At 72.4% G+C, this 26,063-nt stretch carries 21 protein-coding genes; 12 read left to right on the forward strand and 9 right to left on the reverse strand.

Annotated elements, in window-relative coordinates:
* The first annotated feature begins 342 nt into the window (after positions 1-342).
* The 5 genes from ACZ7MX_RS39565 to ACZ7MX_RS39585 all read left to right on the forward strand — a co-directional run bounded on the left by ACZ7MX_RS39565 (position 343) and on the right by ACZ7MX_RS39585 (position 7,958).
* A complete protein-coding gene (locus ACZ7MX_RS39565) occupies positions 343-3,528 on the forward strand; it encodes an alpha-N-acetylglucosaminidase (RefSeq protein WP_472139559.1) in 3,186 nt (1,061 codons plus the stop codon).
* Positions 3,529-3,563: 35 nt separating this feature from the next.
* Positions 3,564-3,794, forward strand: coding sequence for a DUF397 domain-containing protein (locus ACZ7MX_RS39570; protein WP_030414810.1), 231 nt, complete (start codon positions 3,564-3,566; stop codon positions 3,792-3,794).
* Positions 3,795-3,903: 109 nt separating this feature from the next.
* Positions 3,904-5,877, forward strand: coding sequence for a hypothetical protein (locus ACZ7MX_RS39575; protein ID WP_472139561.1), 1,974 nt, complete (start codon positions 3,904-3,906; stop codon positions 5,875-5,877).
* A gap of 70 nt (positions 5,878-5,947) precedes the next feature.
* Entirely contained in the window at positions 5,948-6,862 is a 915-nt protein-coding gene (locus tag ACZ7MX_RS39580; RefSeq protein ID WP_472139562.1) for a metal-dependent hydrolase, read from the forward strand.
* Position 6,863: 1 nt separating this feature from the next.
* Entirely contained in the window at positions 6,864-7,958 is a 1,095-nt protein-coding gene (locus ACZ7MX_RS39585) for a PDR/VanB family oxidoreductase (RefSeq protein WP_472139564.1), read from the forward strand.
* A gap of 93 nt (positions 7,959-8,051) precedes the next feature.
* Here the strand turns inward: ACZ7MX_RS39585 and ACZ7MX_RS39590 are convergent, their stop codons facing one another.
* The gene (locus tag ACZ7MX_RS39590; protein ID WP_472139565.1) at positions 8,052-8,732 is read right to left on the reverse strand and encodes a class F sortase; all 681 of its coding nucleotides are present in this window, start codon (positions 8,730-8,732) and stop codon (positions 8,052-8,054) included.
* Positions 8,729-9,559, reverse strand: a complete 831-nt coding sequence (locus tag ACZ7MX_RS39595; protein ID WP_472139567.1) for a hypothetical protein — start codon at positions 9,557-9,559, stop codon at positions 8,729-8,731. The genes ACZ7MX_RS39590 and ACZ7MX_RS39595 overlap by 4 nt, the downstream gene beginning before the upstream one ends.
* 167 nt (positions 9,560-9,726) lie before the next feature.
* Between ACZ7MX_RS39595 and ACZ7MX_RS39600 the strand changes: the two genes are divergently transcribed.
* The gene (locus ACZ7MX_RS39600; RefSeq protein ID WP_472139568.1) at positions 9,727-10,239 is read left to right on the forward strand and encodes a GNAT family N-acetyltransferase; all 513 of its coding nucleotides are present in this window, start codon (positions 9,727-9,729) and stop codon (positions 10,237-10,239) included.
* Between the two features lie 29 nt (positions 10,240-10,268).
* On the opposite strand, the gene pulA is transcribed toward ACZ7MX_RS39600, so the two are convergent.
* On the reverse strand, positions 10,269-12,956 hold the full coding sequence (gene pulA, locus ACZ7MX_RS39605) for a pullulanase-type alpha-1,6-glucosidase (protein WP_472139569.1): 2,688 nt from the start codon (positions 12,954-12,956) through the stop codon (positions 10,269-10,271).
* A 249-nt stretch (positions 12,957-13,205) separates the two neighbouring features.
* Between pulA and ACZ7MX_RS39610 the strand changes: the two genes are divergently transcribed.
* On the forward strand, positions 13,206-14,072 hold the full coding sequence (locus tag ACZ7MX_RS39610; protein ID WP_472139570.1) for an SAM-dependent methyltransferase: 867 nt from the start codon (positions 13,206-13,208) through the stop codon (positions 14,070-14,072).
* A 26-nt stretch (positions 14,073-14,098) separates the two neighbouring features.
* On the opposite strand, the gene ACZ7MX_RS39615 is transcribed toward ACZ7MX_RS39610, so the two are convergent.
* Entirely contained in the window at positions 14,099-14,551 is a 453-nt protein-coding gene (locus ACZ7MX_RS39615) for an ATP-binding protein (RefSeq protein ID WP_472139571.1), read from the reverse strand.
* A gap of 153 nt (positions 14,552-14,704) precedes the next feature.
* Between ACZ7MX_RS39615 and ACZ7MX_RS39620 the strand changes: the two genes are divergently transcribed.
* Complete coding sequence (locus ACZ7MX_RS39620; protein WP_472139573.1) at positions 14,705-15,547, forward strand: helix-turn-helix domain-containing protein; 843 nt, start codon at positions 14,705-14,707, stop codon at positions 15,545-15,547.
* A complete protein-coding gene (locus ACZ7MX_RS39625) occupies positions 15,544-15,801 on the forward strand; it encodes a DUF397 domain-containing protein (protein WP_472139574.1) in 258 nt (85 codons plus the stop codon). The genes ACZ7MX_RS39620 and ACZ7MX_RS39625 overlap by 4 nt, the downstream gene beginning before the upstream one ends.
* A 10-nt stretch (positions 15,802-15,811) precedes the next feature.
* Here the strand turns inward: ACZ7MX_RS39625 and ACZ7MX_RS39630 are convergent, their stop codons facing one another.
* The 5 genes from ACZ7MX_RS39630 to ACZ7MX_RS39650 are packed head-to-tail and all read right to left on the reverse strand — an operon-like array spanning position 15,812 to position 21,548.
* Entirely contained in the window at positions 15,812-16,882 is a 1,071-nt protein-coding gene (locus ACZ7MX_RS39630; RefSeq protein WP_472139581.1) for a LacI family DNA-binding transcriptional regulator, read from the reverse strand.
* Complete coding sequence (locus ACZ7MX_RS39635; RefSeq protein ID WP_472139575.1) at positions 16,867-18,480, reverse strand: glycoside hydrolase family 13 protein; 1,614 nt, start codon at positions 18,478-18,480, stop codon at positions 16,867-16,869. The genes ACZ7MX_RS39630 and ACZ7MX_RS39635 overlap by 16 nt, the downstream gene beginning before the upstream one ends.
* Position 18,481: 1 nt before the next feature.
* Complete coding sequence (locus tag ACZ7MX_RS39640; RefSeq protein WP_472139583.1) at positions 18,482-19,330, reverse strand: sugar ABC transporter permease; 849 nt, start codon at positions 19,328-19,330, stop codon at positions 18,482-18,484.
* Positions 19,331-19,338: 8 nt separating this feature from the next.
* Complete coding sequence (locus ACZ7MX_RS39645) at positions 19,339-20,217, reverse strand: carbohydrate ABC transporter permease (RefSeq protein ID WP_472139584.1); 879 nt, start codon at positions 20,215-20,217, stop codon at positions 19,339-19,341.
* Positions 20,218-20,270: 53 nt separating this feature from the next.
* On the reverse strand, positions 20,271-21,548 hold the full coding sequence (locus ACZ7MX_RS39650) for an extracellular solute-binding protein (RefSeq protein WP_472139576.1): 1,278 nt from the start codon (positions 21,546-21,548) through the stop codon (positions 20,271-20,273).
* Between the two features lie 251 nt (positions 21,549-21,799).
* On the opposite strand from ACZ7MX_RS39650, the gene ACZ7MX_RS39655 reads away from it, so the two are divergent.
* The 3 genes from ACZ7MX_RS39655 (at position 21,800) to ACZ7MX_RS39665 (ending at position 25,555) form a co-directional block, all read left to right on the forward strand.
* Positions 21,800-23,422 carry a glycoside hydrolase family 13 protein gene (locus tag ACZ7MX_RS39655; protein WP_472139578.1) on the forward strand — a complete coding sequence of 541 codons (1,623 nt, stop codon included), beginning with the start codon at positions 21,800-21,802 and terminating at the stop codon, positions 23,420-23,422.
* Between the two features lie 49 nt (positions 23,423-23,471).
* The gene (locus ACZ7MX_RS39660) at positions 23,472-24,521 is read left to right on the forward strand and encodes a LacI family DNA-binding transcriptional regulator (RefSeq protein WP_472139580.1); all 1,050 of its coding nucleotides are present in this window, start codon (positions 23,472-23,474) and stop codon (positions 24,519-24,521) included.
* A 293-nt stretch (positions 24,522-24,814) separates the two neighbouring features.
* Entirely contained in the window at positions 24,815-25,555 is a 741-nt protein-coding gene (locus ACZ7MX_RS39665) for a phosphatase PAP2 family protein (RefSeq protein ID WP_472139586.1), read from the forward strand.
* Positions 25,556-26,063 lie beyond the last annotated feature (508 nt).

Consider the following 26,063-nt stretch of genomic DNA (forward strand, 5'->3'; position numbering starts at 1 on the left):
GCGCCCCCACACACCCGCACACTCCCCCAACGGGAGGGGACGGGCCGGAGGGGCCTTGTTCGTGGACGTAAAGCGTCAGCAGTCCACGAACAAGGTCCCGGAGGCCCGTCACCGCACCCACCACAGCCTCGCCCGCCGCAGGCGCAACGGAGAACGAGCCCCGCGGCGCGAGAGACGGGTACGGGCGGGGCGCCGCAAAGCGCAACGGCGAGACGCCCCGCGGCGGGACGGCCAGGTACGTACGGGGGCGCCGCAAAGCGCAACGCGACCAAGCCCCGCGGCGGGAAAGACAGGTACGTGGGAGGACAGCCAAGCGCAGCGGAACGTGGGGATACTGCCCCCATGGGCCAACCGTCACGACGTGCGTTGTTGGGGACAGCCGGAGCGATCGGTGCGGGGGCGGCGGTCGGTGGGGCCGCGCCGGGTCGGGCCGCGGGCCGTGGGCGGCGGGTCGCGCCGTTCGACACCGCTCCGGCGCGGGCCGCGCTGGAGCGGTTGCTGCCGGAGCATGCCGACCAGTTCCAGCTGGTCCCGCTGGCGGCCGCGGGGCACACCGACCGGTTCCGGGTCGACGGAGCGGCCGGCCGGGTCACCGTCGCGGGGACCTCTCCCGCCACGCTCCTCACCGGCGTCCACTGGTACCTCAAATACACCTGCCGGGCCCATCTGTCCTGGGCCGGTGACCAGGTCGAGCTGCCCGCCACGTTGCCCGCGCCCCGCTCGCCCCTGGAGCGGAGCAGCACCGTTCCGCACCGGTTCGCGCTCAACGACACCCACGACGGGTACACCGCCCCGTACGCCGACTGGGCGCGGTGGGAGCGGCTGATCGACGTTCTGGCGTTGCACGGTGTGAACGAGGTGCTGGTCACGCCGGGTACCGAGGCCGTCTACCACCGGCTGCTGACCGGGTTCGGGTACTCCGACGCCGAGGCCCGCCGCTGGCTTCCGGCGCCCTCGCACCAGCCGTGGTGGCTGCTGCAGAACATGAGCGGGTACGGAGGGCCGATGAGCCCCGAACTGCTGGCGATGCGGGGCGAGTTGGGGCGACGTATCACCGGGCGGCTGCGGGAGTTGGGGATGCGGCCGGTGCTGCCCGGGTACTTCGGCACCGTTCCGGACGGTTTCGCCGTCCGGAATCCCGGCGCGCGGACCGTTCCGCAGGGCACCTGGTCGGGGCTGAAGCGTCCCGACTGGCTGGATCCGCGGACCGGGGTCTTCGCCGAGGTGGCCGCCGCGTTCTACCGGGAGCAGGAACAACTGCTGGGCTCCGCCGGGCACTTCAAGATGGATCTGCTGCACGAGGGCGGCGATCCCGGTGACGTGCCGGTGGCGGAGGCGGCGCGCGCCGTCGAGCGGGCGCTGCGTACCGCGCACCCGGACGCCACCTGGGTGATCCTCGGCTGGCAGGACAACCCGCGCCGGGACCTGCTGGACGCCGTCGACCACGACCGGATGCTGATCGTGGACGGGCTCGGCGACCTGGACACGGTCACCGACCGGGAGCGGGACTGGGGCGGGGTGCCGTACGCCTTCGGGTCGATCCCCAACTTCGGTGGGCGCACCACGATCGGCGCGAAGACCCACATCTGGGCGGAGCGCTTCCCGGCCTGGCGGGACAGGCCGGGCAGCCGGCTGGTCGGGACCGCCTACATGCCGGAGGCCGCCGAGCGGGATCCGGCCGCCTTCGAGCTGTTCAGCGAACTGGCGTGGCGGGACCGGCCGGTGGACCGCGCGGCGTGGTTCGAGGACTATGCCGCGTTCCGTTACGGCGCGCCTGATCCGCACGCCCGGGCCGCGTTCGCCGCGCTGCGCACCAGCACGTACGAGATCGCCAGCAAGGACGGCCGGCCGCACGATTCCGTCTTCGCCGCCCGGCCCGGCCTGGCCGCGCGTTCCGGGACCACCTACGCCACCCACACCCCGGCCTTCGACCCGGCCACCTTCGACACCGCGTTCGCGGCGCTGCTCGCGGTCCGGCCGGCGCTGCGCGGCAGTGACGCCTACCGCCACGATCTGACCGACGCCGCCCGGCAGGCGCTGGCCAATCGTTCCTGGCAGTTGATCGGGCAGCTCCAGGCGGCCTACCGGCGCAAGGACCGGGCGGCGTTCCGGGCGCTGTCCGGGCTGTGGCTGCGGCTGATGCGGCTGAGCGACGAGGTCGCCGGCGCGCACCGGCACTTCCTGCTGGGGCCCTGGCTCGCGGACGCGAGGGCGAGGGCGTCCGGCCCCGAGGAGGCGGCCCAACTGGAGCATTCCGCACGGGCGTTGGTCACCACCTGGGCGGACCGGGCCACCGCGGACGGCGGGTCGCTCGCCAACTACGCCAACCGTGACTGGCACGGCCTGATCGCCGAGGTCCATCTGCCGCAGTGGCAGGCGTATCTGGACGAGCTGGCGGACGCGCTGGCCGCGGACCGTCCGCCGAAGACCTTCGACTGGTACGCCCTGGAGGAGCCCTGGACCCGGGCGCGGACGGGCCATCCGCTGCGGCCCACCGCCGATCCGTACCGCACCGCCCGGCGGGTGCACGACGTCCTCGCCACGGCCCCGTACCAGGGCACGCTCTCGATGGCCGCCGATCCCGTCGCGCTGCCTCCGGGCGGCCGTGCCCTCCTCACCGCGGCGCTGCGCAACGAGAACGGCCTGCGGGCCACCGGCCGCGTCGACTTCGTGCTGACCGGGCTGCCGGCCACCGCCGACGGGCCGGCCGGCGTGGCCTCCGTGCCGCCCGGCGGCACCGGGCGGGCCCGCTGGCGGATCACCGCCCCGGCCGGCCCGGCGAAGGCGCCGCTGGAGCCCCTCCCCTACCGGCTCACCGCCGACTACGGCCCCAAGGGGGAGCCCCGGGTGCGTGCCACCCGGGACGGCACGCTCTTCGTCGCCGGGCCCCTGGACGCGGACCTGCGGACGGTCACCACGAACGCGGCCGTCTTCGGGCAGCTCGGCGACCGCTTCGCGATCAACGGCTCCGGCGCGGATCTGTGGCGGTCCACCGCGGAGTTCGGCGCGCTGTACCGGCCGGGCGCCCTGGCGGCGGGCGGTGCGGTGACGGTGGAGGTCACGGCCCAGGACCCGACCGGCCCCTGGGCCCGGGCCGGTCTGATCGTCCGCAACCGCCTCGCCCCGCCCGGCCCGGACGCACGGGACGTGCCGGAGGCACAGGACACCGCCCTGGGCTTCCTCAACCTCTCCCTCACCCCGGCCAACGGTGTCGTGCTGTCCTACGACGCCGACGGCGACGGCCGGCTGGACACCTACCGCCGGCTCGCCGGCGTCACCGCGCCCGTCCTGCTGCGGCTGACCCGCGGGCCGGACAGCGGGCGCTCGGGTACGTACACCGGTGCCTGCTCCACCGACGGCGGCGCGACCTGGCGGGATGCCGCCACCGTGACCGTGCCCGGAGCGGCCGGCCGGCAGGACGCCGGGCTGCACCAGTGCGCCGCCAACTCCGGTTCCGGGGACCGCGGGACGGCCGCGTTCCGTCACTGGACCGTCACTGGAAGCACGCCCGGCCAGCGCGTACGCTGACCCGCAACTGCACCACGAGCGAGGGGATTTTCGGTATGAGTGCCGCAGCAGAGAAGGAGTGGCTCTACGCCCTCGACATCTCCGACGCCGTCTGGCAGCGCCCGCCCGGGGACGCCGAGGAAGCGGTGGAGATCGCCTTCCTGGAGCGCGGTGCGGTGGCCATGCGGAACTCCACCGAGCCCGACGTGGTGCTGCGCTACACCGAGGCGGAGTGGCGGGCGTTCGTGCTGGGCGCGAAGGACGGCGAGTTCGACCTGGAGCGCTGAGCGCGGCCCGTTCCCGGGGGCCGGCCGGCGGCCGCCCCCGGGCCCGGTCACCCGTAGGGGCGTCCGTCCGTAGCGGTGACCATCACAGGATTCACTCGTTTCACGGAACGTGAAGCAGCAGCAGTCCTCCCCCGCGCGTGCGGAGCGCACCCCCTCCGGCAGCCCCGCGGACCTCGACGAGGTCATCGATGTCGAGCAGGCCGAGGCGGCGCTGGTCGAGCACTACCCCCGGCTGGTCCGGCTGGCCTATCTCGTCCTGCCGCCCGGCCGCAGCCGCGGCCGCCGGGTGCTGGCCGCGCACGGCGTGGTGCAGCGGGCCCTGCCGCGTCAGCGCAGCTCCACCCGGGCCCTGGGGCTGCCGGGCCAGCGTGCCGGTGCGGAAGCGGCGATCGACCCCGGCTACGCCTTCGTCCGGATGCGGGTGCTGCGCGCGGCGCTGGCCGCCGCCCGGTCGCCGCGCCGGCTGCCGGCCCCGCCGCCGTTCCTCCCCCAGGTGTGGGGGCTGCGGCTGTTCCCCCGTTCCGGCGGCGCCGATGAACTCGCGCTGGACCAGGCCCTGTCGGCGCTGTCGGGGCCCGGCCGGGCCGCGTTCGTGCTGCGTGATCTGGAGCGGCTGAGCCTGCCCGAGGCGCGCCGGGTGCTGGAGGCGGCGGGGGTGGCCGAGCCGCGGGAGGCCTGGGACGAGGCGGAGCGGGCCGCGACCCCGGCCGGCAGCCGGGACCGCTCGCTGCTGGAGTCGCCGGAGTTCGACCCGTGCGCGCTGCAGGCCCGGCCGACGGATCTGATCCGGCGGCGGCAGAACGGCCGGGCGGTGCTGGCGGCGGGTGCCGCGGTCCTGGTGTGCGGGGCGCTGCTGGGGCTGCCGGGCGACGGCTGGGGTCCGGACGGCGCGGCCGCCCCGCCGTACGCGCGCAACGCCGCGTCCGAAGCTGCCCTGGACCCGGGCAGGTTGACGGTCACCTCGGCCGTGGCCTGGAAGAACGCGGCCCGTCAGGACTTCGCGGCCTGGCCGGCCCGCGGGGACCGCATGCACGACAAGGCCCTGCTGCGGCGGGCGCTGGCCGTATGGGCGCGTCCCGGCTCGGGGGTGCAGGTGTCGGCCACGGCCGGCACGCCGGCCGGGCCCGCGGCGGGCCCGCCGCAGCTGCTGTTCGCGGGGGTGGTGGACCATGCGGTGGTGGTGCTGTTCCACGACGGTCTGCGGGTGGTCCGGTACGCCGAGGCGGCGGACGGCGAGGGCCAGGGCGAGGGCACCGGCGCGGCGCTGGACTTCGCCCGTACGGACGGTGCAGCGGACGGCACGGCGAGCGCCGTGGTGGTGGGCCGCACCCAGGGCAACGTCCGTTATCTGACCGCCCCGTGGGTGAAGGGGAAGGCCGCGCTGGTCGATCTGGCCAAGCCGGACGCGGCCGCCCAGCCGGTGCCCGTCGGGCCGGACGGGCTGACCGGTCCGGTGCCGGTGCCCCGACCCGACCAGAGGTGCAGCGGCTGGCCGGCGCTGCGGCTCGGCGGGCACCTCCTGACCGACCTCGGCGAGCTGACCCCGGTCCGGCTGACGTACGGCAGGCCGCGCAGGCCGGGTGAGGTGACCTCCCCGGCGGCCAGGACGGCCTGGGCGCGGACGGCCTGCGAGCTCGCCGCGGTCCGCGGTCAGGGCGTGCGCAGCGTCAACGCCTGGGAGTTCGCCCGGCAGCCGCTGCCGGGCGGTGCGGGAGTCGCGGCCTGGCTGTGCACCCGCGCGGAGACCTGGCGGGGTGCGGGCAGCCGGACGCTGGCCCAGGTCCAGACGCCGCCGCCGAACGGGCAGCCGTACGCCCCGGGTGCAGTGACCGCCCGTGCCGAGGGTGGTACGGCCTGCGGTCCGCGGGCGCCGCGGGCGCTGGCGGGGGTGCTGTGGAAGGCCCCGGCCGGCCAGTGGTGGCTGCTGGCGGCCGGCAGCGACCAGGTCAGGTGGATCACCGCGTCCGGTGCGGTGCGCGGTGCGGCGCCCGGCCGGTTCCTGACGCTGCCGGCGAAGGCGGGCGACAACGCGGAGCTGGCCGGCCGGCTGGCCAACGGCAAGAAGGTCGACGCCGTGGGCTGACGGGAGAGGCGCTCGACTTTCGCCGTACGGGGGGTATCGACAACTCCTTACCCGCCAGTACATTGACGCCATGTCTCACAAGGCCCCGTTGCGGCCCCGGCCGGCCGCGTCCGAGCACACCCCGCTGAAGGCCCGCAACGTCGCCTTCGACTGGGCGGACACCCCGTTGCACTGGATCCCCGGCGACCCCGCCAGCACCCATACGATCAATGTGCTGCACCTGCTGCTGCCGGCCGGCGAGCGCTGGTTCGTGCACGTCTACAAGCAGGCGCTGCCGCACGTCCGCGATCCCCAACTCCGGGCGGACGTCCTCGGGTTCATCGGCCAGGAGGCGATGCACTCCCAGGCGCACGACGAGGTGCTGCCGCACCTCAAGGAACAGGGGCTGGACCCGACCCCGTACACCGCGCAGGTCGACTGGCTCTTCGAGAAGCTGCTCGGGGACCGCACCCTGCCGCCGGGCCGGGCCCGCCGGTGGTGGCTGCTGGAGCGGGTCGCCCTGATCGCCGCCATCGAGCACTACACCGCGTTCCTGGGCGATTGGGTGCTGGGCGCCGAGGCGCTGGACGCCAGGGGCTCCGATCCGACCATGCTCGACCTGCTGCGCTGGCACGGCGCCGAGGAGGTCGAGCACCGCTCGGTCGCCTTCGACCTGTTCGTCCACCTCGACGGCGGCTACCGGCGCCGGGTCCGCACCTGGGCCACGGCCTTCGGCGCGCTGGTCTTCCTGTGGCAGCGCGGCACCCGCTTCTTCCTGGAGAACGATCCGACGCTGGCCGACGGCCGGGCCACGTTCCGGGAGTTCGTCCGCGCCGGGCGGGAGGGCGTACTGCCCACCGCGGGCGCCATGGTCCGCTCCATCCCGCAGTATCTGAGCCGCGGTTACCACCCCTCCCACCACGGCGACACCGCCCGGGCCGTGGCCTATCTCTCCCACTCCCCCGCTGCCACCGCGGCCGCGGCCCGTACGTCCGGAGGTGCCTGAGATGCCGCGCACCGCCACGGTCGTCGCGGTGGGTGCGGCGGCCCTGATCGCCCGGCAGGCGCTGCGCCGGCGCGTGCGGGCCTCGCCGCTGTGGCCGCTGCCGGCCCTGGACGAGCCCGTCTCCGGCCGCGGCCGGGCAGGCGTCCGCGCGCACACGCGACGGCTGACGGTCGTGGAGCGGACGGCGGAGGCCGAGGGAGTGCTCCGCCTCCGCCTGGAGGGCACCGGTCTGCCCGCCTGGGAACCGGGCGCGCACGTGGACCTCGTGCTGCCGTCCGGCGCGGTCCGCCCGTACTCGCTGTGCGGTGATCCCGCGGCACCGGATGCGTACACCATCGCCGTCCGGCTCGTCGAGGACGGCCGGGGCGGCTCGCGCGAGGTCCACGAGCGGCTGCACGAGGGCACGGAGGTGGAGGTCCGCGGCCCCCGCAACCGCTTCCCGCTGTCGGACGGGCCCGCCTACGTCTTCATCGCCGGCGGCATCGGCATCACCCCGATCCTGCCGATGGTCCGCCAGGCGGAACGGCAGGGGGTGCCGTGGCGGCTGCTGTACGGCGGGCGGTCCCGGGCCTCGATGCCGTTCCTGGCGGAGGTCGAGAAGCTGGCGGGGGCCGGACCGGACCGGGTCACGGTGGTCGCCGAGGACGAGGACGGCCGGCCGGACCTGGCCGCGGTGCTCGCCGGTGCGCCGCCGCACGCGGCGGTCCACTGCTGCGGCCCCGAGCCCCTGATGGACGCGGTCGCCGCCCTGCTGCCCGGCGGCCCGGTCGGCCTCACCCTGCACACCGAACGCTTCACCCCGGCCGCTCCCGCATCGGACGGCGCGGAGCTGCCGTTCGAGGTGGAGCTGCGGCGCACCGGCCGTACCGTCACGGTGCCCGCGGGCACCAGCGTCCTGCGGGCGATCCGCGACCAGGCGCTGCCGGATCTGCCGTACTCCTGTGAGCAGGGGTTCTGCGGTACCTGCCGGCAGCGGGTGCTGGCCGGCGAGGTGGACCACCGCGACGAGCTGCTGACGGACGCCGAGCGCGACGACTCGCTGCTGCTCTGCGTCTCGCGGGCGCGGGGCGGCGAACGACTGGTGCTCGATCTCTGATGCCGCGCCGCGCCCCGGTCGTTGGGCCGGTCCAGGTGTGTGCGTGCGCCGCCGACCGGCCCCCTGGCCGGTGGGCCGGTCGGCGGACGAGGTCTATGCCGTGCCGGTGAGGCTCGCGAACACCACCACGTTGTCCGGGTAGTAGTGCTTGCCCTGGTCGTAGTCGCCGCCGCAGGTGATCAGGCGGAGGCCCGCGTGGTCGAGGTTCTGGTAGACCTCCACGGTGGGGAACTTGTTCTTCGGGTACTGGGCGACGCGGTCGACGGTGAACTTCGCCGTGCTGCCGTCCTTCCGGGCGACCTCGATGGTGTCCCCGCGCTTCATGGACGACAGCTTCTGGAACACCGACGGGGTGCCGTTCCAGGTGACATGGCCGGCGATGACGGCCGGTCCTCGGGCGCCCGGTGTCGGGCCGGGCCGGTACCAGCCCGCCTTGGCCGGGTCGCGCGGGGTCTCCATCGTCCCGTCCGGGTGCTGCCCCAGCGTCTCCAGGGTGGACGAGACCTTCAGTGCGGGGATGGAGAGCCGTACGGGGGCCGACGTCGGCATGCTCGCGGCGGCGGCGCCCGGTCCGTCCGTCGCGGAGGACGCGTCGTCGTGGGCGGCGTGACCGCCCTGGCCCGGTTGCTCGGCGGGGAGCGAGCGCGGCGGCGCGGCGTCCTGGCCTCCGCATCCGGCGACGAGTACGGCGGCCACCGCCGCGGCGAGCACCCCGCCGACGGCCCGGCGGCTCCGGCGTCCGGAGCTCACGGCGGCCCTGGTGGGGGCGCTCATGCGGCGGCCCCGCCGTTCTCGCCGCGTACCGGGGCGAGTTGGGCCCGGCGGCGGCGCAGCAGGACCAGGGTGCCGGTCGCCGCCGCCACGGCGGTCGCGCCGGCGCCCAGCAACGCGAGGGGAACGGTGCTGCCGGCGGGCGGGTCCACCGGCCCGGTACCGGTCTCGACCCCGCCGACCGGGATGGATCCGACCGCGGCGCCCTGGACCTCACCGCAGTTGGTCGGGGCGGTGGCCTCCTGGGGGAGTTTCGGGTCGAGTTCGCTCTTGCCGGCACCGTCGAAGTCGTACTTGTTGTTGCCGTTGCGGTCGATGCCGTGCTGCACGATGTGCAGGTCCTTGATGTGGTCGATGACGTCCTGGGAGACGGTGAGCGTGCGCTCGTAGGAGAGCTTGCCCTGGGCGTCGGCCATCGGCATCCGGTCCACGGCGAGGCCGCTCTTGGCGTCGGTGGAGCCCCGGGTGGTCAGCGAGATGTTGATGTTTCCGTACTGGACCGTGGCTTCGGTGTTGTCGATGACCCCGTCGCCGTTGGTGTCGGCGCTCGGGTCCGGGCAGTGGAAGTCGTGCCCGTCGGTGGAGCCGTGGAGGTGCTGGGCGTGCGGCTGCCCGGGGACGAGCCCCTCGGACTCGATCTTCACCGTCAGCTGGTTGCCCTTGAGGCTGAGCATCGCGACGCCCTTGGAACCGGAGTTGTTCAGCTGTGCCAGGTTGATCTGGTAGGCCCCGTCGGCGGCCGCGGCCGGGGAGGCGGCGCCGACCGTGAGGGCCAGGGCGGCCGGCAGCGCGGCGAGGGCGGCGAGGCGGCTGGTACGCGTGGGGATCACGTTCGTTCCTTTCCGACGGCCCTCCACGGTGGGAGGCCCGCATCATCCAGGTGCGAAGCGACACCTCGGTGAGGCATCACCCTCTTATTCGCAGCGCGGGCGTCCCAGGGCGGCTGGGGCGCGAAATTTGTCGCCACGGCACAAATCCGCGCGGCACAATTCCGCTCATGGACAAGATCACGTTCCGGCTCGCCGACGACGGCGACCCAAAGGTCCTCGTCGACCTGTACGACGCGGCCGCACGGTGGATGCAGCGGTCCGGCATCGAGCAGTGGAAGCCCGGCGGGAAGAGCGAGGAGCACTTCCGGCTGCGGATGAAGGAGGGCGAGGTCTGGCTCGCGGAGGCCGGCGGGCACATAGCCGGGGCCTACGAGCTGTGGTGGACGGACGAGCCCGCCTGGGGGCCGCAGCCGCCGGAGGCCGGGTATGTGCACCGGCTGATGGTGGACCGGGAGCGGGCGCCGGCCGGCACGGGGCGGGCGATGCTGGCGCATGCGGAGCGGCGGATCGCGGAGGCCGGCCGTCCCTGGGCGCGGCTGGACTGCCTCTCGTCCAATCCGCGGCTGCGGTCGTATTACGAGGGTGCCGGGTACGCGGTCGTCGGTGAGCAGCCGTTCAAGGAGGACGGCGGCGGAAGTCCGTACGCCGTCACCCTCCTTGAGAAGCGGCTGGGGGGTTAGCCGGTCGGCCAGGGGTCAGCGGTGCGGGCTCAGCGGCGATGGAAGACCGCGACCGTGTAGGGCGGCACCGCGAACGTGCCGGTGGCCTCGGTGTACGAGGCGGTGGCGGTGGTGCGGTCCGTGCCGTGGGCCTGGACGGGGTGCAGGGCGTAGGGGTGGCCGGCCAGGGCGGTGACGGTCTGGTGCTGCGGGTGCGGGGTGGCGTTGAAGACGATCACCAGGTCGGCGAGGCGCATGGTGAGCACGCCCGGCGTCTCGTCCTTCCCGGAGAGCGGGAAGGAAAGCTGCGACTGGACCGCGGCGGCGGTGGCCAGGCCGAAGGCCGGCTCGGTGGCGTGGATGCGGAGCAGGTCGCGGTAGGCGGCCGAGGCACCGCGGATGGTCGCGCAGTCGGGGCGGAGGGCCGGATCGGCCAGCAGGGGCTTGGCGTAGGGCCACTTGTCCTTGTTGTCGGCGGCCGGCGGCAGCCCGCGGCCGAAGCCGTTGCCGTCGGCGCAGTCCCAGTGCAGGGCGTTGAACCAGTCACCGCTGTTGAAGGAGTTGCGGTCCAGGGACTTGGAGCGGAGCAGGTCCGAACCGGCCTGGGAGAGCGCGGGGCCTTGCGAAAGGGCTGCGGTGGCGAGTGCAAGAACTTGCAGGCGGGCGCGGTCAGTTGGGCTGGTTTCTTGCGGAAGTTTGTAGGCGAGGGCGTCGTAGAGGGTTTCGTTGTCGTGCGCGTCGGCGTACGCGAGCGCATCGCCGGGGGCGGCGGCGTATCCGGCCGGGGAGCCGTTGTAGTCGACCTGCGCGCCCTGGACGCGGTGGCCGGCGGTGTCGGTGAAGGTGTAGTCGGCGAGGTTGCCGGTGAGGCCGACCTTGAGGAGGTCCTGGTAGTGCAGGAGCCGGGAGCGCTGGGCGGCCGGATCGCCGTTCGCCGGTGAGGTGTTGGGGGCGGTGTAGAGGCCCGAGCCGAAGCCCTGGACGCGGGGGTCGGCGTCGAAGGGGCCGCCGCCGCGCACCGCGTCCCGGGCCCGGTCGTTGAAGGTGGCGATGCCGGTGCCGGCCATGTTCCGCTGGGTGGCCTGGACGAAGCGGGCGTCGTTCGCGGCCTCGCCGAAGTTCCACCCCTCGCCGTAGAGGATGATCTTCTTGCCGTCCACGCCGTCCCGGGCCGGGGTGAGCGCGTCGAGGGCCTTGCGGACGGCCAGGATGTTGGCCTTCGGGTGGTGGCCCATGAGGTCGAAGCGGAAGCCGTCGACCTTGTACTCCTTGGCCCAGGTGACCACCGAGTCGACGACGAGCTTGCCCATCATGGTGTGCTCGGGCGCGGTGCCCGCGCAGCAGGTGGAGGTGGCGACCGAGCCGTCGTCGAGCAGCCGCTGGTAGTAGCCGGGGACGATGCGGTCGAGGACCGAGTGCGGGTCCTGGCCGGCGGCGGCGGTGTGGTTGTAGACGACGTCCATGACGGCGCGCAGGCCGATGCCGTTGAGGCCCTGCACCATGCGGCGGAATTCGACGGTGCGGGCCGGGCCCTCGGGGTCGGAGGCGTACGAGCCCTCGGGCACGGTGTAGTGCAGCGGGTCGTAGCCCCAGTTGTACGCGTCGCCGGCGGCGGACCTGGTCCCGCACTCCTGCTGGCTCTCGGAGTCCGGCGCGTAGGAGGCGAGGTCGCAGCGGGGGCGGTCCTGGTCGGCACGCTTTTCGGGGACGGTGGCGCCGTCAAAGGCCGGCAGCAAGTGGACGTAAGAAGTTCCAGCCGCTGCAAGGGATTTCAGATGCCGCATGCCGTCGGAGCGGCGGTCGGTGAAAGCGAGGTACTGGCCCGGGTGGCGGGAGGTGCGGTCCTCGACGGAGAAGTCGCGGAGGTGCAGTTCCTGGATGCGGGCCCGGCGCAGCGGCACCGCGGCGGGCTTGTGCAGGCCGGCCCAGCCCTTGGGGGCGAGCCGCGGGTCGTCGAGGTCGACGACCAGGCTGCGGGCGGAGTCGGCGGTCAGGGCGGTGGAGTAGGGGTCGGTGACCTTGTTGGTGACGGTCCGGCCGACCGTGGGCGCCCAGACGGTGACGAGGTAGCGGTAGGGCTTTCCGGCCCAGTCGCGCTGCCCCTGGACGCGCCAGACGCCGCTGCGGTCGTCCCGCCGCATCGCGACCGTACGGCCGTCGAGTTCCAGGGCGACGGTGCGGGCGGTGGGTGCCCACACGGAGAGGGTGGGGCGGCCGTGGTGGAAGACCGGCCCGAGTGCGGCGTGCCGGGCCCGCGCGCCGTAGAGGTCGTCGAGAACGCCGGGTATCTGCACGCCGGTGGTGGTGCGCCGCCCGTCCGCGGTGCGCTGGGTGGCGACCAGTCGTCCGCGCAGCGCCGTACGGGCGAGGCCGCGGTCGCGGGGGTCGACGGTGAAGGCCGGAAAGCCAGACAGGTGCGGGAAGGCGGCCCGTTCGGCGGGGGTGAGGGTGCCGGGCGTGAGCCGGAGGCGCTTGCCGGGCGCCCCTGCTCGCCCGGTCCCGAACTCCAGCTGGGCGTCGACCCGTTCCGCGCCCTTCCAGACCACGGTGTCACGGTCGATCCACTGCGCCAGGGCCGGTTGGGGGCCGGACGGCGGGGCGGCCTGGGCCGACTGCACGGTCGGCGCGGTGAGGAGGCCGGTGGCGCCGAGGGCGAGGACGAGGGCGGCGGCCAGGCGCCGGCCGGGCCGCCGTGCGGTGGAGGACCGTGCAGTGGAGGCCCGTGCGGTGGAGGACATGGCTCATGGTTCTATCGGCGACGATCCAGTGTTGCAAGACCTTACGCAAGACATTGCAAGGGTGTTACGTTGCTGGCACAGCCGGTCCGGCCGGCCGGAGGCCCACCACAACGGGCCCTACGCGCCCGGCCGGTCGGACCGGCCCCATCCCCGTGAAGCGGTGGCTGAAGTCGCGCCGAAGTGGCGCATTGTCACCCGTACCGCCGCACATACCGCGTCAGTCCTCCGCGCGCGGGGAAGTCACCCCGCATGATCGACGATCCTGCGCACGACACCGACGGCAGTCCGGACCACGACGACGCGACCCGCCGCTACTACGAGACCGGCGACGTCGACGCCTTCTACGACGCCGTCTGGGGCGGCGAGGACATCCACGTCGGCATCTACGCCGAGGGCGACGAACCGATCGGGGAGGCCTCGCACCGCACCGTCGAGCACACCGCGGACAAGGTCGCCGACCTGCTCGGCCCGCACGCCACCGTGCTCGACCTCGGCTCCGGATACGGTGGCTCGGCCCGAGCGCTGGCCGAACGTTTCGGCTGCCGGGTGGTGGCCCTCGACCTCAGCGAGGCCCACAACCGGCGCCACCGCGCGGCCAACGCCCGGCGCGGCCTCGACGATCTGATCGAGGTCGTCACCGGCTCCCTCAACGACCTGCCCTACGAGGACGGACGGTTCGACGTCGTCTGGTCCCTGGAGGTGCTCTGCCACGTGGAGGACCGGGAGGGCGCGCTGGGCGAGGCGGTACGCGTGCTGAGGCCGGGCGGCGCCCTGGTCTTCTCGGACATCATGGCGCCCGAGGAGCCCCCGGCGGACGCGGTACGCGCCGCGTTCGCCCGGCTCGGCGTACGGACCCCGGCGACCCCCGCCTTCTACCTGGCACAGCTGTCCGAACTCGGCCTCAAGGGCGCCGACTTCGAGGACCGCACCCCGGACCTCGCCACCCACTACGGCCGCCTCGACGAGGACGTCCACCGCCGCGCGGCCGAACTCCGGGACCGCATCAGCCCGGCCTATGTCGACGACCTGCTGGCCAACCTCCCCCTCTGGACGGACGTCACTCGGCGCGGCCTGTTGCGGTGGGGCCTCTTCCACGGGCGGCGCCCGGCGGGCTGAGCCGATCCCTGGCCCCCTGGGGCTCCTCACCTGCCCGGCAGGTCCAGATCCGCCCGGACGATCTTGCCGACCGCGGGCCGGTCGAGAACGGTCCAGCAGGTGGCAAGCCCGGTGACGAGGACCAGCCCCCAGCCGGTCTCGGCATCGGGCGCCGGTGGGGCGACGGTGCCGGGGGCCGGCGGGCGGCGCTCCGTACGGGTGTCGGCGACCTCGATGCGGAGCGTGCCCGGCCGGGCCGACCCGGGCAGTTTCGACAGGCGCAGTTCGAAGTCCCGGCCGGGCACGCGTCCGTGGGTCGCCGCATTCGCGGCGAGCTCTCCGACGATGACGGCGGCGGTGTCCGAGACCTCGCCGCCGTACGGGAAGCCCCAGACATCGAGCTGCTGGACGGCCAGATAGCGCGCGAGGCGGACCCCGCGCCGGGTGGCGCTGAAACGCTGCGTGAACATACGTACGGTGACGGTTGCTTGGGCTGGCATGCGACCAACGTTGCTGGTCAGCAGCCACGTACACCAGAAACTCGACTCGTACTTCGGGAACTGTACGAGCTGAGTACGTGGACGGATCGAGTAACGGGCAGTAACCATGGGTGACTTGCGGGGGCAGTACCAGTCACCTCGGGAGTACCCGACATGGAAGACAGCAGCACCGACCACTACGACAGCGGCAGGCCCGAACCGTCCGGCAGTCTGCGGACCTTCGGCGCGGTGTACCAAGGGTTCCGCGAGAACGCGGGTTTTACGCAGGAAGCGCTGGCACCGGCCATCCGGTACTCGGCGCACTACATCGGCTCCGTCGAACAGGGCCGACGCCTCCTCTCGAAGAAGTTCATCGACCGCTCGGAGGAGACACTCCACGCCAACGGAGTCCTGCGGAAGGCGGCCAAGCGGCTGTCCAGGCAGCCGGGACTGGCCCGGTGGTTCCGCGAGTGGGCGGAGCTGGAGAAGCAGGCGATCAACCTCTACACGTACGAATGCCGGTTGGTGCCGGGTCTGTTACAGACGGAGGCGTATGCGCGGACGCTGTTCGAGAACCGCCTCCCGCTGCTGTCCGAGGAGGAGGTCGAGATCCAGGTGGCCGCCCGTTTGGAGCGGCAGAAACTGCTGCGGGACCGGGTGAACACGGGGTTCAGCTTCGTCATCGACGAGCATGTCTTCCTGCGCCCCACCGGCGGCCCGGAGACCATGCAAGGGGTGATCGACCACGTCCTGGAGTGCATGACACTGCGGAACGTCGAGGTGCAGGTGATGCCGCTGGAGCGTGGAGTTCATCCTGGGCTTGACGGACCGATGCAGTTGCTTGAGACACCGGACAACCAGTGGTTCGGCTACTGCGAGGGGCAGGAAAGCAGCCAGTTCATCACCGACCCGCAGACGATCAGCACGCTCTACATGCGCTATGCGAAACTGCTTTCGCAGGCTCTCACCCCCGAAGACACCCGGGGTCTGCTGACGAGGATGCGAGGAGCGCCATGACGATCGCCACAGAACTGACCTGGTTCAAAAGCAGCCACAGCAGTGGCAACGGCGACGACTGCGTAGAAGTCGCCCTCTCCTGGCACAAGTCCAGCTACAGCAGCGGCAGCTCAGGCGACTGCATAGAAATCGCCGCCTGCCCCACCACCGTCCACATCCGCGACTCCAAGGACAAGGACGGCCCGCAGCTCGCGGTGGCGGCGGGGGCATGGGCGGCGTTCGTGGCGTACGCGACCAAGGCCGCAACGGCCTGACCGCCGGACCTTACCCCGGCGCAGGCCCCGTCGACCCCCGTACGACCAGTTCCGGCTGGAAGACGAACTCGGTGTGGCGGACGGCGTCCCGTTCGCCGCGGTCGCGGTCGTGGATCTCCTCTATCAGGGCGCCGACGGCCGCGGTCGCCATCGCCTGCACCGGCTGGCGGACCGTGGTGAGCGGCGGGTCGGTGAAGGCGATCAGCTGGGAGTCGTCGAAGCCGACGACGGAGAGGTCGCCGGGCACGTCCAGACCGCGGCGGCGGGCCGCGCGGACGGCCCCCAGCGCCATCAGGTCGCTGCCGCAGACGATGCCGGTGCAGCCCTGGTCGAGCAGGGCGGCGGCCGCCGCGTCGCCGCCCTCGACGCTGAACAGCGTGTGCTGGACGCGACGTTCGGCCTGCCCCCTCGACAGGCCGAACGACTCCCCCAGCGCCGCCACGAAACCCTCGGCCTTGCGGCGGGAGGGGACGTAGCGGACCGGGCCGACGGCGAGGCCGATGTGTTCGTGCCCCAGCTCGGTCAGGTGGCGCACCGCCATCCGGGCCGCCGCGCCGTCGTCGGGCGAGACGAACGGCGCGTCGATCCCCGGGTGGTAGCCGTTGATCAGGACGTACGGGACGCCGCGGGCGGTCAGGCGGGCGTAGCGGGACGGGTCCGCGCGGGTGTCGGCGTGCAGGCCGGAGAGGAAGACGATGCCGGTGACGCCGCGTTCCTCCAGTTGCTCGACGAGTTCGTCCTCGGTGGCGCCGCCCGGCATCTGGGTGCACAGGACCGGGGTGTAGCCGTGGCCGGCCAGCGCCTGCTCGATGATCTGCGCGAACGCCGGGAAGATCGGGTTGGTCAGCTCGGGGATGACCAGGCCGACCAGGCCCGCGCTGCGGCGCCGTAAGCGGACCGGCCGCTCGTGGCCGAGGACGTCCAGCGCGGCGAGCACCCGCTGCCGGGTGCCCGCCGCCACGCCCGCCCGGCCGTTCAGCACCCGGCTGACGGTCGCCTCGCTGACCTGCGCCTGCGCGGCGACGGCGGCGAGCCGGGGCGGGTGCTGCGGTGGACCGGTCAGGGTCACTCGGCCCACCAGACGGTGGTGTCGGCGGGCAGTTCGACCTCGTCCGGTCCGGTTGCGGTCACGTCGAGCGGGCCGGAGGCCAGCAGGACCCGGCAGCCGGGAAGGGGGAGGCGGGCCGGTTCCTCCGTGGTGTTGGCGGTGCAGACCAGGCCGCCGGGGCGGCGGAAGGCCAGGACGCCGGCCGGGGCGTCGAGCCACTCGACGGTGTCCCCGGCGCCGAGGCCGGGGTGGGTGCGCCGCAGGGAGAGCGCGGTGCGGTAGAGCTCCAGGGTGGAGGACGGGTCGCCGGTCTGTGCCTCTACGGTCAGCGGGGCCCAGTCGGCGGGCTGCGGCAGCCAGCTGCCACCGGTCCCGAAGCCGTACGGGGGTGCGTCGCCGCTCCAGGGGAGCGGTACCCGGCAGCCGTCGCGCAGTCCGTCCTGGCCGCTGTTGCGGAAGAAGGACGGGTCCTGGCGGACCTCGTCGGGCAGGTCGGTGACCTCGGGCAGGCCCAGTTCCTCGCCCTGGTAGACGTACGCGGAGCCGGGCAGGGCCAGCATCAGCAGGCCGGCGGCCCGGGCCCGGGCGAGGCCGCCGCCGAGCCGGGTGCGGTGGCGGACCACGTCGTGGTTGGACAGCACCCAGGTCGTCGGGGCGCCGACCGGGCGCATCGCGTCGAGCGAGGAGTCGATCGCCTCGCGGAGCGCGTCCGCGTCCCAACCGGTGTTCAGGTAGTGGAAGTTGAACGCCTGGTGGAGCTCGTCGGGGCGGAGGTAGAGCGCGGTGCGTTCGGCGGTGGGGGTCCATGCCTCGGCGACCGCGATCCGCTCGCCGGGGTACTCGTCGAGGACGGTGCGCCACGAGCGGTAGACGGCGTGCACACCGTCCTGGTCGAAGAAGGGCAGGGCCTGGTTGCCGAGGAGGGTGAGCTGCTCGGCGTGGCCCATGTCGGGCAGGCCGGGGGCCTTGACCAGGCCGTGCGCGACGTCGACCCGGAAGCCGTCCACGCCCAGGTCCAGCCAGAAGCGCAGGATGGAGCGGAACTCGTCCTGGACGGCGGGGTGGTCCCAGTTGAAGTCGGGCTGTTCGGGAGCGAAGAGGTGGAGGTACCACTCACCGTCGGGGACCCGGGTCCAGGCGGGGCCGCCGAAGAGGGACTCCCAGTCGTTGGGCGGGAGTTCGCCGTTCTCGCCGCGGCCCTTGCGGAAGTGGAAGCGGTCCCGGGCCGTGGAGCCGGGGCCCTCGGCCAGCGCGCGGCGGAACCACACGTGCTGGTCGGAGCAGTGGTTGGGGACGATGTCGACGATGATCCGCAGGCCCAGGTCATGGGCGTCGCGGAGGACCGCCTCGGCGTCGGCGAGGGTGCCGAACATCGGGTCGATGGCGCGGTAGTCGGCGACGTCGTAACCGGCGTCGGCCTGCGGTGAGGCGTAGAACGGGCTGAGCCAGACGGCGTCCACGCCCAGGTCCCGCAGATACGGCAGACGCTCGCGGATGCCCGCCAGGTCGCCCATGCCGTCACCGTTGCCGTCGGCGAAACTGCGCGGGTAAACCTGGTAGATCACCGCGTCCCGCCACCAGTCGGTGGCAGGGGTGGCCTGCTCGGGGGCGGCGTTGTGCTGGAGGGTCATCTCATCCCTTGGTGGTGCCGGCCGTGAGGCCGGCGACGAGGTGGCGTTGGGCGAAGGCGAAGACGAGTGCGGCCGGAACGGCGATGATCACGGCGGCGGCGGTCATCGAACCCCAGTCGTTGGTGTACTGGTTGACGAAGGTCTGCAGCCCGCCGGCGAGGGTGAGGTTCTCCTCGCCGGTCATGAAGGCGGAGGCGTAGGCGACCTCGGCCCAGGCGGTGACGAAGGTGTAGAAGCCGGTGACGGCGAGGCCGGGGCGGGCCAGCGGCAGGACGAGCCGCCAGAAGGTGCCGAAGGGGTTGAGGCCGTCGACCCGGCCGGATTCGTCGATCTCCACCGGGATGGTGTCGAAGTAGCCCTTCATCATCCAGGCGCAGAACGGGACGGCGATGGTGAGGTAGGTGATGACCAGGCCCGCGGGCTGGTTCAGCAGGCCCAGGGTCGCCATGAGGTTGTAGAGCGGCACGATGAGCACCGCGACCGGGAACATCTGGGTGATCAGCAGCAGCCACATCAGCGGGCGCATGCCGGGGAAGCGGAAGCGGCTGACGGCGTAGCCGGTGGTGGCGGCGATGAAGACGCCGAGGACGGTGGTCAGTCCGACGATCACCACGGAGTTCTTGAACCAGGTCAGGAACTCGGTGTCGGCCAGTACGTGGGTGTAGTTGGCGAGCGTGAAGTGGCTGACGAGGCTGGTGGAGAAGGCGTCGTTCTTCGGTTTGAAGGACGTCACCAGCAGCCAGAGGGGCGGGAAGACGGCGATCGCGGCGGCGAGGGCCAGACCGATGTGCAGTCCGACGGACGCCGGGCGGGAACGCTCGTTCCGTCGGTTGCGCGGTGTGCGGGTCATTGCGGTGGTCACCACACCTCTCCCTGCTTGCGCAGCGCCCGGCGGTAGACGACCGCGACGGCGGAGAGCAGCAGCAGGATCAGGACGCCCCAGGCCGCGGACTCGGAGAAGTTGCGCGGGCTGTCGACGAAGGAGAGCCGGTAGGCGTAGGTCACCAGGATCTCGGTGGCGTCGCCGGGGCCGCCCCGGGTCAGCAGGAAGATCACCGGGAACATGTTGAAGGTCCAGATGGTGGAGAGCAGGATCACGGTGCTGCTGACGGCGCGCAGTCCGGGGACGGTGATGTTCCGGAACCGCTGCCAGGCGCTGGCGCCGTCCATCTCCGCGGCCTCGTAGAGCTCGGCGGGGATGGAGGTCAGGCCGCCGAGCAGGGCGACGAGCATGAAGGGCACGCCGAGCCAGACGTTGACGGCGATGACCGAGAGCTTGGCCCAGGTGGGGTCGTTGAGCCAGGGCACCGCGTCGATGCCGCCGCCGGCCAGCAGCTTGTTGAGGATGCCGCTCTTCTCGTTGTAGAGCATCCGCCAGGTGAAGACGGAGATGAACGCGGGGATGGCCCAGGGCAGGATCAGCGCGAGGCGGTAGAAGGTGCGGCCGCGCAGCTTCCGGTTGAGCATGGTGGCCAGTGCCAGGCCGATGAGGAAGGTGAGGCCGACGCAGGCGACGGTCCACAGCACGGTCCAGCCGAGGCGGTCCCAGAAGACGCCGTCGGAGAGCACCGCCTTGTAGTTGTCCAGGCCGGTGAACTTGTAGGTGGCGGGGATGTGGTTGACGCCGATGTTGCGCTCGACGTTGGCCTCGTTGGCGTCGGTGAGCGAGAGGAAGACGCCGCGGACCAGCGGGTAGCCGATGATCACCCCGATGACGAGCACCACCGGGGCGACCATCGTCCATGCGTACCAGTGGGTGCCGAAGGCCCGGCGCACCCGTACAGCAACGGTCACTTGTAGTCCTTGAGCAGCTTCCGGTAGGCGTCGCCGGTCGCCTTGGCGGCCTGCTCGGGCGTGGCTGCGCCGGTGAGCACCTTGTTCATCTGGACCTTGATGGGCTCGAAGAGGGAGTTGCCCTCGGCGATCCAGGGGCGCTGGACGGCGCCGTCGACGGCGGGCTTGAAGAACGTGACCATCTCGTTCTTCTTGACGGCCGGGACGGCGTAGACGGACTTGCGGGTGGGCAGCAGGCTGAGCTGCTCGGTGGTCTGCTGCTGGACCTTGGCGGAGCTCATGTACTTGACGAAGGCGTAGGCGGCGCGGAGGTTTTTGCTGCCGGCGTAGACGGAGAGGTTCCAGCCGCCCTGCGGGGAGCCCTGGGCGGCGCTGCCGGCGGGGACGGGGGCGACGCCGAGGTTCTTCTTGTCCTTGAAGGCCTTGCCGGCGCGGGCGCCCTCGATGTCCCAGGGGCCGTCGATCGCCATCGCGACGGTGCCGTCCTTGAGGGCCTTGAGCTGGTTCTCCTGGCCGTCGGTGGCGTCGGTGATGGCGGCCTTGGAGTCGACCAGGTCCTTGATGGTCTTGAACGCCTTGACGCCGGCGCCGTCGTCGATCTGGACGATCTTGTCGCGGGCGTCGACCATGTTGCCGCCCTCGCCGTAGAGGTAGGGCAGGAACCAGTAGGGGTCGTCACCGCGCAGGTAGAGGGCGGTGGCGCCGGTCTTGGCCTTGATCTTCTTGGCGGCGGTGGCCAGGTCGGCGAAGGACTTGGGGACCTCGACGCCGGCGTCCTTGAGGAGCTTCTTGTTGTAGAAGAGGCCCAGGGTGTCGATGACCTGGGGTGCGGCGTAGGTCTTGCCCTTGAACTTGGTGGAGCCGACGGCCTGCGGGAGGTAGTCGTCGGTCTTGTCGAGGGCGGGGGTGCCGTCGAGGGGGGCGAGGTAGCCGAGGTTGGCGAAGTCGGCGGTCCAGGCGACCTCGGTGCGCATCACGTCCGGGGCGCCGGAGTTGCCGCCGGCCGCGTTCTTGAACTTGGCGTTGGCGTCGCCGAAGGGGACGTTCACATAGCTGACGTGGACCTTGGGGTGTTCCTTCTGGAAACCCTCGGCAAGCTTGCGGTAGGTCGCCTTCTCGGCATCGTTGGAGGTGTCCCAGAAGGTAACGGTTCCCGACAGTTCGCCGCCGCTGTCCGTGTTTCCTCCGCCGTCACCCCCGCCGCACGCCGTCGCCGCCAGTGCCAGGCCCGCTACCAGCGCGGTGGCTATCGCGCCCCGCATGCCACGCCGCATGTGAACTCCTTAGGGAAATGCCTCAGATGGCGGTCAGGAACGTAACAGCGCTGCAAACAAACCGAAAGACCTTGCGGCAAATTGCTGCAAGACTTGTGGAAGGGATTGCAACGCGATGTCCGGAAAGAGACCCTGGAGGGGCCTGCGGCACCGTCACCCGGCGACCGCCCGAGCGTTGTGACTCCGTGACGGCAGACCCCCTGCCTCGCGGCCCCGCCTCTCATGACCCTTGACCTCGACAGGGACGGCAGATGACCCAGGAGCTCACTTCCCCCAGCCCCGCCCCCCAGATGCCCGGACCGGGCCGAGGTCCGGCATGGTGGCGCGACGCCGTCATCTACCAGATCTACGTGCGCTCCTTCGCCGACAGCGACGGCGACGGCATCGGCGATCTGCGCGGGGCCCGCGCACGGCTGCCGTACCTCAAGGACCTCGGCGTGGACGCCGTCTGGCTCACGCCCTTCTACGCCTCGCCGCAGGCCGACGGGGGCTACGACGTCGCCGACTACCGCGCCGTCGACCCGCTCTTCGGCACCCTCCAGGACGCCGACGACCTGATCCGCACCGCGCACGACCTGGGCCTGCGGGTCATCGTCGACGTCGTCCCCAACCACACCTCCGACCGGCACCCGTGGTTCCGCGACCCCGAGCTCGCCCGGCAGCGGTACGTCTTCCGCCCGGGCCGCGGCACGCACGGCGAACTCCCGCCCAACGACTGGGAGTCGGTCTTCGGCGGCCCGGCCTGGACCCGCACCGAGCGCGGCGACTGGTATCTGCACCTCTTCGCCCCGGAACAGCCCGATCTGGACTGGGACAACCCGGACGTGCACGCCGAATTCGAGGCCATCCTGCGCTTCTGGCTCGACCTCGGCGTGGACGGCTTCCGGGTCGACGTCGCCCACGGCATGGTCAAGGCACCCGGCCTGCCCGACATCGGCCACGGCCAGCAGGCCAAGCTGATCGGCAACCAGGTCCTGCCGTTCTTCGACCAGGACGGCGTGCACACCATCCACCGCGCCTGGCGCCGGCTGCTGGACGGCTACGGCGAGGACCACGGCAAGCAGGTGATCGGCGTCGCCGAGGCCTGGGCCCCCACCCCCGAGCGGCTGGCGCTCTACGTCCGCCCCGACGAACTGCACCAGGCGTTCAACTTCCAGTTCCTGAACACCGCCTGGCGGGCCGACGCGCTGCGCCGGGTCATCGACGCCTCGCTCGCCGCCACCACCTCGGTCGGCGCCCCCACGACCTGGGTGCTCTCCAACCACGACGTGGTCCGGCACACCACCCGCCTCGGCGGCGGCCTCGCCCGGGCCCGCGCCGCCACCCTGCTGATGCTGGCCCTGCCCGGCTCCGCGTACCTCTACCAGGGCGAGGAACTGGGCCTGCCCGAGGTCACCGACCTGCCCGACGAGGCACGGCAGGACCCCGCGTTCTTCCGCGGCCACGCCTCCGGGACGAGCGGCCAGGACGGCTTCCGGGACGGCTGCCGGGTCCCGCTCCCCTGGTCCGGCGAGACCCCGCCGTACGGCTTCGGGTCCGGCGGCAGCTGGCTGCCGCAGCCCGCCGACTGGCGCGCCCTGACCGTCACCGCCCAGACCGGCGACCCGTCCTCCACCCTGGAGCTCTACCGCACCGCGCTCTCCCTGCGACGGGAACTGCCGGGCCTCGGCGACGGCGGGATGAGCTGGCAGCCGGCACCGGACGGGGTGCTCGCCATCGCCCGCCCCGGTGTGCTGTGCACCGTGAACACCCTCGACCACGAGATCGGGATCCCGCTCCCCGGCTCTCCGCTGCTGTCCAGCGCCCCGGTGGCGATCGACGGCACGACGGCCGCACTGCCCGGGGACAGCTGCACCTGGTGGGCAACCCGGTGACCACCGCACCCGGTGGGCAATCCGACAGCCGGACGGTAAGGTCCCCTCCATGACCGCCCGGCTGGCCGACATCGCAGCGCAGGCGGGTGTCAGCGAGGCCACCGTCAGCCGGGTTCTCAACGGAAAGCCCGGCGTCTCCGCCACCACCCGCCAGTCCGTGCTTGCCGCTCTCGACGTACTGGGCTACGAACGCCCGGTACGGCTGCGGCAGCGCAGCGCGGGCCTGGTCGGGCTGATCACCCCCGAGCTGGAGAACCCGATCTTCCCGGCGTTCGCCCAGGTCATCGGGCAGGCGCTGACCCGCCAGGGCTACACCCCGGTCCTCGCCACGCAGACCCCGGGCGGCTCCACGGAGGACGAGCTGACCGAGATGCTGGTCGACCGCGGCGTGGCCGGCATCATCTTCGTCTCCGGACTGCACGCCGACACCTCCGCCGACATGCAGCGCTACGAGCAGCTGCGCGGCCAGGGCGTGCCGTTCGTCCTGATCAACGGCTTCTCCGACAAGGTGCAGGCGCCGTTCGTCTCCCCCGACGACCGGGCCGCGGTGGACCTGGCCGTCACCCACCTCGCCGCGCTGGGCCACCGCCGGATCGGGCTGGCGCTCGGCCCCAAGCGTTTCGTGCCCGTCCAGCGCAAGATCGAGGGCTTCGTCCGCGCCATGCAGGAGCGACTCCAGATCGGCCCGGCCGAGGCGGAGCCGTACATCCAGCACTCCCTCTACACCCTGGAGGGCGGGCAAGCCGCGGCGAGCGCGCTGATCGAACGGGGCGCGACCGCGATCGTGTGCGCCAGCGACATGATGGCGCTCGGCGCGATCCGGGCGGCCCGGCAGCGCGGGCTGGACGTGCCGCGCGACGTCTCCGTCGTCGGCTTCGACGACTCCCCGCTGATCGCCTTCACCGACCCGCCGCTGACCACGATCCGGCAGCCGGTGACGGCCATGGGGCAGGCGGCGGTGCGGGCGCTGCTGGAGGAGGTCGGCGGCACCCCCGCGCCGCACAGCGAGTTCGTCTTCCACCCCGAACTGGTGGTCCGCGGCTCGACCGCCTCGGCCCCGAAGACGGCCCGCATCCCCAAGCCACTGCGCGCCACCTGACGGCTCGTGCCGGGGCTTGGCCTGACGGCCGGTGTCAAGGTCCGCCCTGAGGCCCTTTCAGGGTCTGCCCTGAGACCCCTCTCAGGGTCCGCCCCTGAGAACGGCGGGGCCGAGCGTCCCCCTCAAGTGCCATACGACGGGTCGAATACCCGACCGAAGGATGATCGGCGACACACCCCTTTCTGGCAGACTGTCTGCCTATGGGTGATGCGCTGACGAGGACTCTGGACGGCCTGCCGACCACCCCGCCACCCAAGGGGGACCGAGCGGAGCCGCCTGTGGAAGAGGGCCGACTGTCCCGCTTGCGCACCCCTCGCGCACCCCGGCTCTGGTTCGAGATCCTGCTGATCGCGGTCAGCTACTGGATCTACTCGATGATCCGCAACGCGGTCCCAGAGCAGAAGGCCAAGGCACTGCGGAACGCGGACTGGATCTGGCAGGCCGAGCACTCCCTCGGCATCGCCGTCGAGCACACCGTCAACCACGCGGTGAACTCGGTGACCTGGCTGATCGTGTCGATGAACTACTACTACGCGACACTGCACTTCATCGTGACGATCGGGGTGCTGATCTGGCTCTACCGCTGGCACCCGGGCCGGTACGCCGCGGCCCGCCTGGCGCTCTTCGCCACCACCGGCGTCGCCCTGGTCGGTTACTACTTCTACCCGCTGGCGCCGCCCCGGCTGATGCCGGACGGCGGCTTCATCGACACCCTCGTCGACCACGGCACCTGGGGCTCGATGGCATCCGGCAACCTCGCCTCGATGTCCAACCAGTACGCGGCGATGCCGTCGATGCACATCGGCTGGTCGCTGTGGTGCGGCATCACGATCGCCCTGCTCGCGAAGCCGCTGTGGGCCAAGGCGCTGGGGCTCCTCTACCCCACCATGACGCTGCTGGTCATCGTCTCCACGGCCAACCACTTCTGGCTGGACGCGCTGGGGGGCGTCCTGTGTCTGAGCTTCGGGTTCGGCACGGCAAGCGTCTGGTACGGGGGCCTGCCGCATCGCCTGACTCCCCACGTTGCCATCTGACCTTCCGCTGCGCTTTGCTCGCCTCCCACGTACCTGGCTTTCCCGCCGTCGGGGTTGCTCGCCGTTGCGCGCTTTGCGGCGCCGCGTACGTACCTGGCTTTCCCGCCGCGGGTGTTGTTCGCCGTTGCGCCTGCGGCGGGCGTGGTGTTTTCGGGTGCGGTGACAGCCCTCCAGACTTCGTCCTCCGGTCTGTCCCCTCCCGTAAGTGGGGGGGGGTGGGAGGCCGGTGGGGGTGGGCGTCGTCGTTCTGGCTGTACGTCGCGTTGGGGGGTGTGCGGAATACCGCCCCAGCCCGTTGCGTTGAGGCCCTGCGAGGGGCGCTCGTAACCCTTACGGGATCTGTTCGAGCATCCCGTAGGGGTAGCCAGGCCCCCTTGCATGCCTCAACGTCCACCCCCACGCACCGCATTCCCTCCCCCCAACGGGAGGGGACGGGCCGGAGGGGCCTTGTTCGTGGACGTAAAGCGCCAGCAGTCCACGAACAAGGCCCCGGAGGCCCGTCACCGCA

The sequence above is a fragment of the Streptomyces sp. NPDC107765 genome (genome assembly GCF_055657085.1).

Bases quoted from the DNA above. Each gene is read 5' to 3' on its own strand.
- ACZ7MX_RS39570 (WP_030414810.1), top strand. From the start codon at position 3,564: ATGAGTGCCGCAGCAGAGAAGGAGTGGCTCTACGCCCTCGACATCTCC.
- ACZ7MX_RS39580 (WP_472139562.1), top strand. From the start codon at position 5,948: ATGTCTCACAAGGCCCCGTTGCGGCCCCGGCCGGCCGCGTCCGAGCAC.
- ACZ7MX_RS39655 (WP_472139578.1), top strand. From the start codon at position 21,800: ATGACCCAGGAGCTCACTTCCCCCAGCCCCGCCCCCCAGATGCCCGGA.
- ACZ7MX_RS39645 (WP_472139584.1), bottom strand. From the start codon at position 20,217: ATGGTCGCCCCGGTGGTGCTCGTCATCGGGGTGATCATCGGCTACCCG.
- ACZ7MX_RS39590 (WP_472139565.1), bottom strand. From the start codon at position 8,732: ATGAGCGCCCCCACCAGGGCCGCCGTGAGCTCCGGACGCCGGAGCCGC.
- ACZ7MX_RS39635 (WP_472139575.1), bottom strand. From the start codon at position 18,480: ATGACCCTCCAGCACAACGCCGCCCCCGAGCAGGCCACCCCTGCCACC.
- ACZ7MX_RS39565 (WP_472139559.1), top strand. From the start codon at position 343: ATGGGCCAACCGTCACGACGTGCGTTGTTGGGGACAGCCGGAGCGATC.
- ACZ7MX_RS39625 (WP_472139574.1), top strand. From the start codon at position 15,544: ATGACGATCGCCACAGAACTGACCTGGTTCAAAAGCAGCCACAGCAGT.
- ACZ7MX_RS39610 (WP_472139570.1), top strand. From the start codon at position 13,206: ATGATCGACGATCCTGCGCACGACACCGACGGCAGTCCGGACCACGAC.
- ACZ7MX_RS39585 (WP_472139564.1), top strand. From the start codon at position 6,864: ATGCCGCGCACCGCCACGGTCGTCGCGGTGGGTGCGGCGGCCCTGATC.
- pulA (WP_472139569.1), bottom strand. From the start codon at position 12,956: ATGTCCTCCACCGCACGGGCCTCCACTGCACGGTCCTCCACCGCACGG.
- ACZ7MX_RS39640 (WP_472139583.1), bottom strand. From the start codon at position 19,330: ATGACCCGCACACCGCGCAACCGACGGAACGAGCGTTCCCGCCCGGCG.
- ACZ7MX_RS39600 (WP_472139568.1), top strand. From the start codon at position 9,727: ATGGACAAGATCACGTTCCGGCTCGCCGACGACGGCGACCCAAAGGTC.
- ACZ7MX_RS39650 (WP_472139576.1), bottom strand. From the start codon at position 21,548: ATGCGGCGTGGCATGCGGGGCGCGATAGCCACCGCGCTGGTAGCGGGC.
- ACZ7MX_RS39620 (WP_472139573.1), top strand. From the start codon at position 14,705: ATGGAAGACAGCAGCACCGACCACTACGACAGCGGCAGGCCCGAACCG.
- ACZ7MX_RS39660 (WP_472139580.1), top strand. From the start codon at position 23,472: ATGACCGCCCGGCTGGCCGACATCGCAGCGCAGGCGGGTGTCAGCGAG.
- ACZ7MX_RS39615 (WP_472139571.1), bottom strand. From the start codon at position 14,551: ATGCCAGCCCAAGCAACCGTCACCGTACGTATGTTCACGCAGCGTTTC.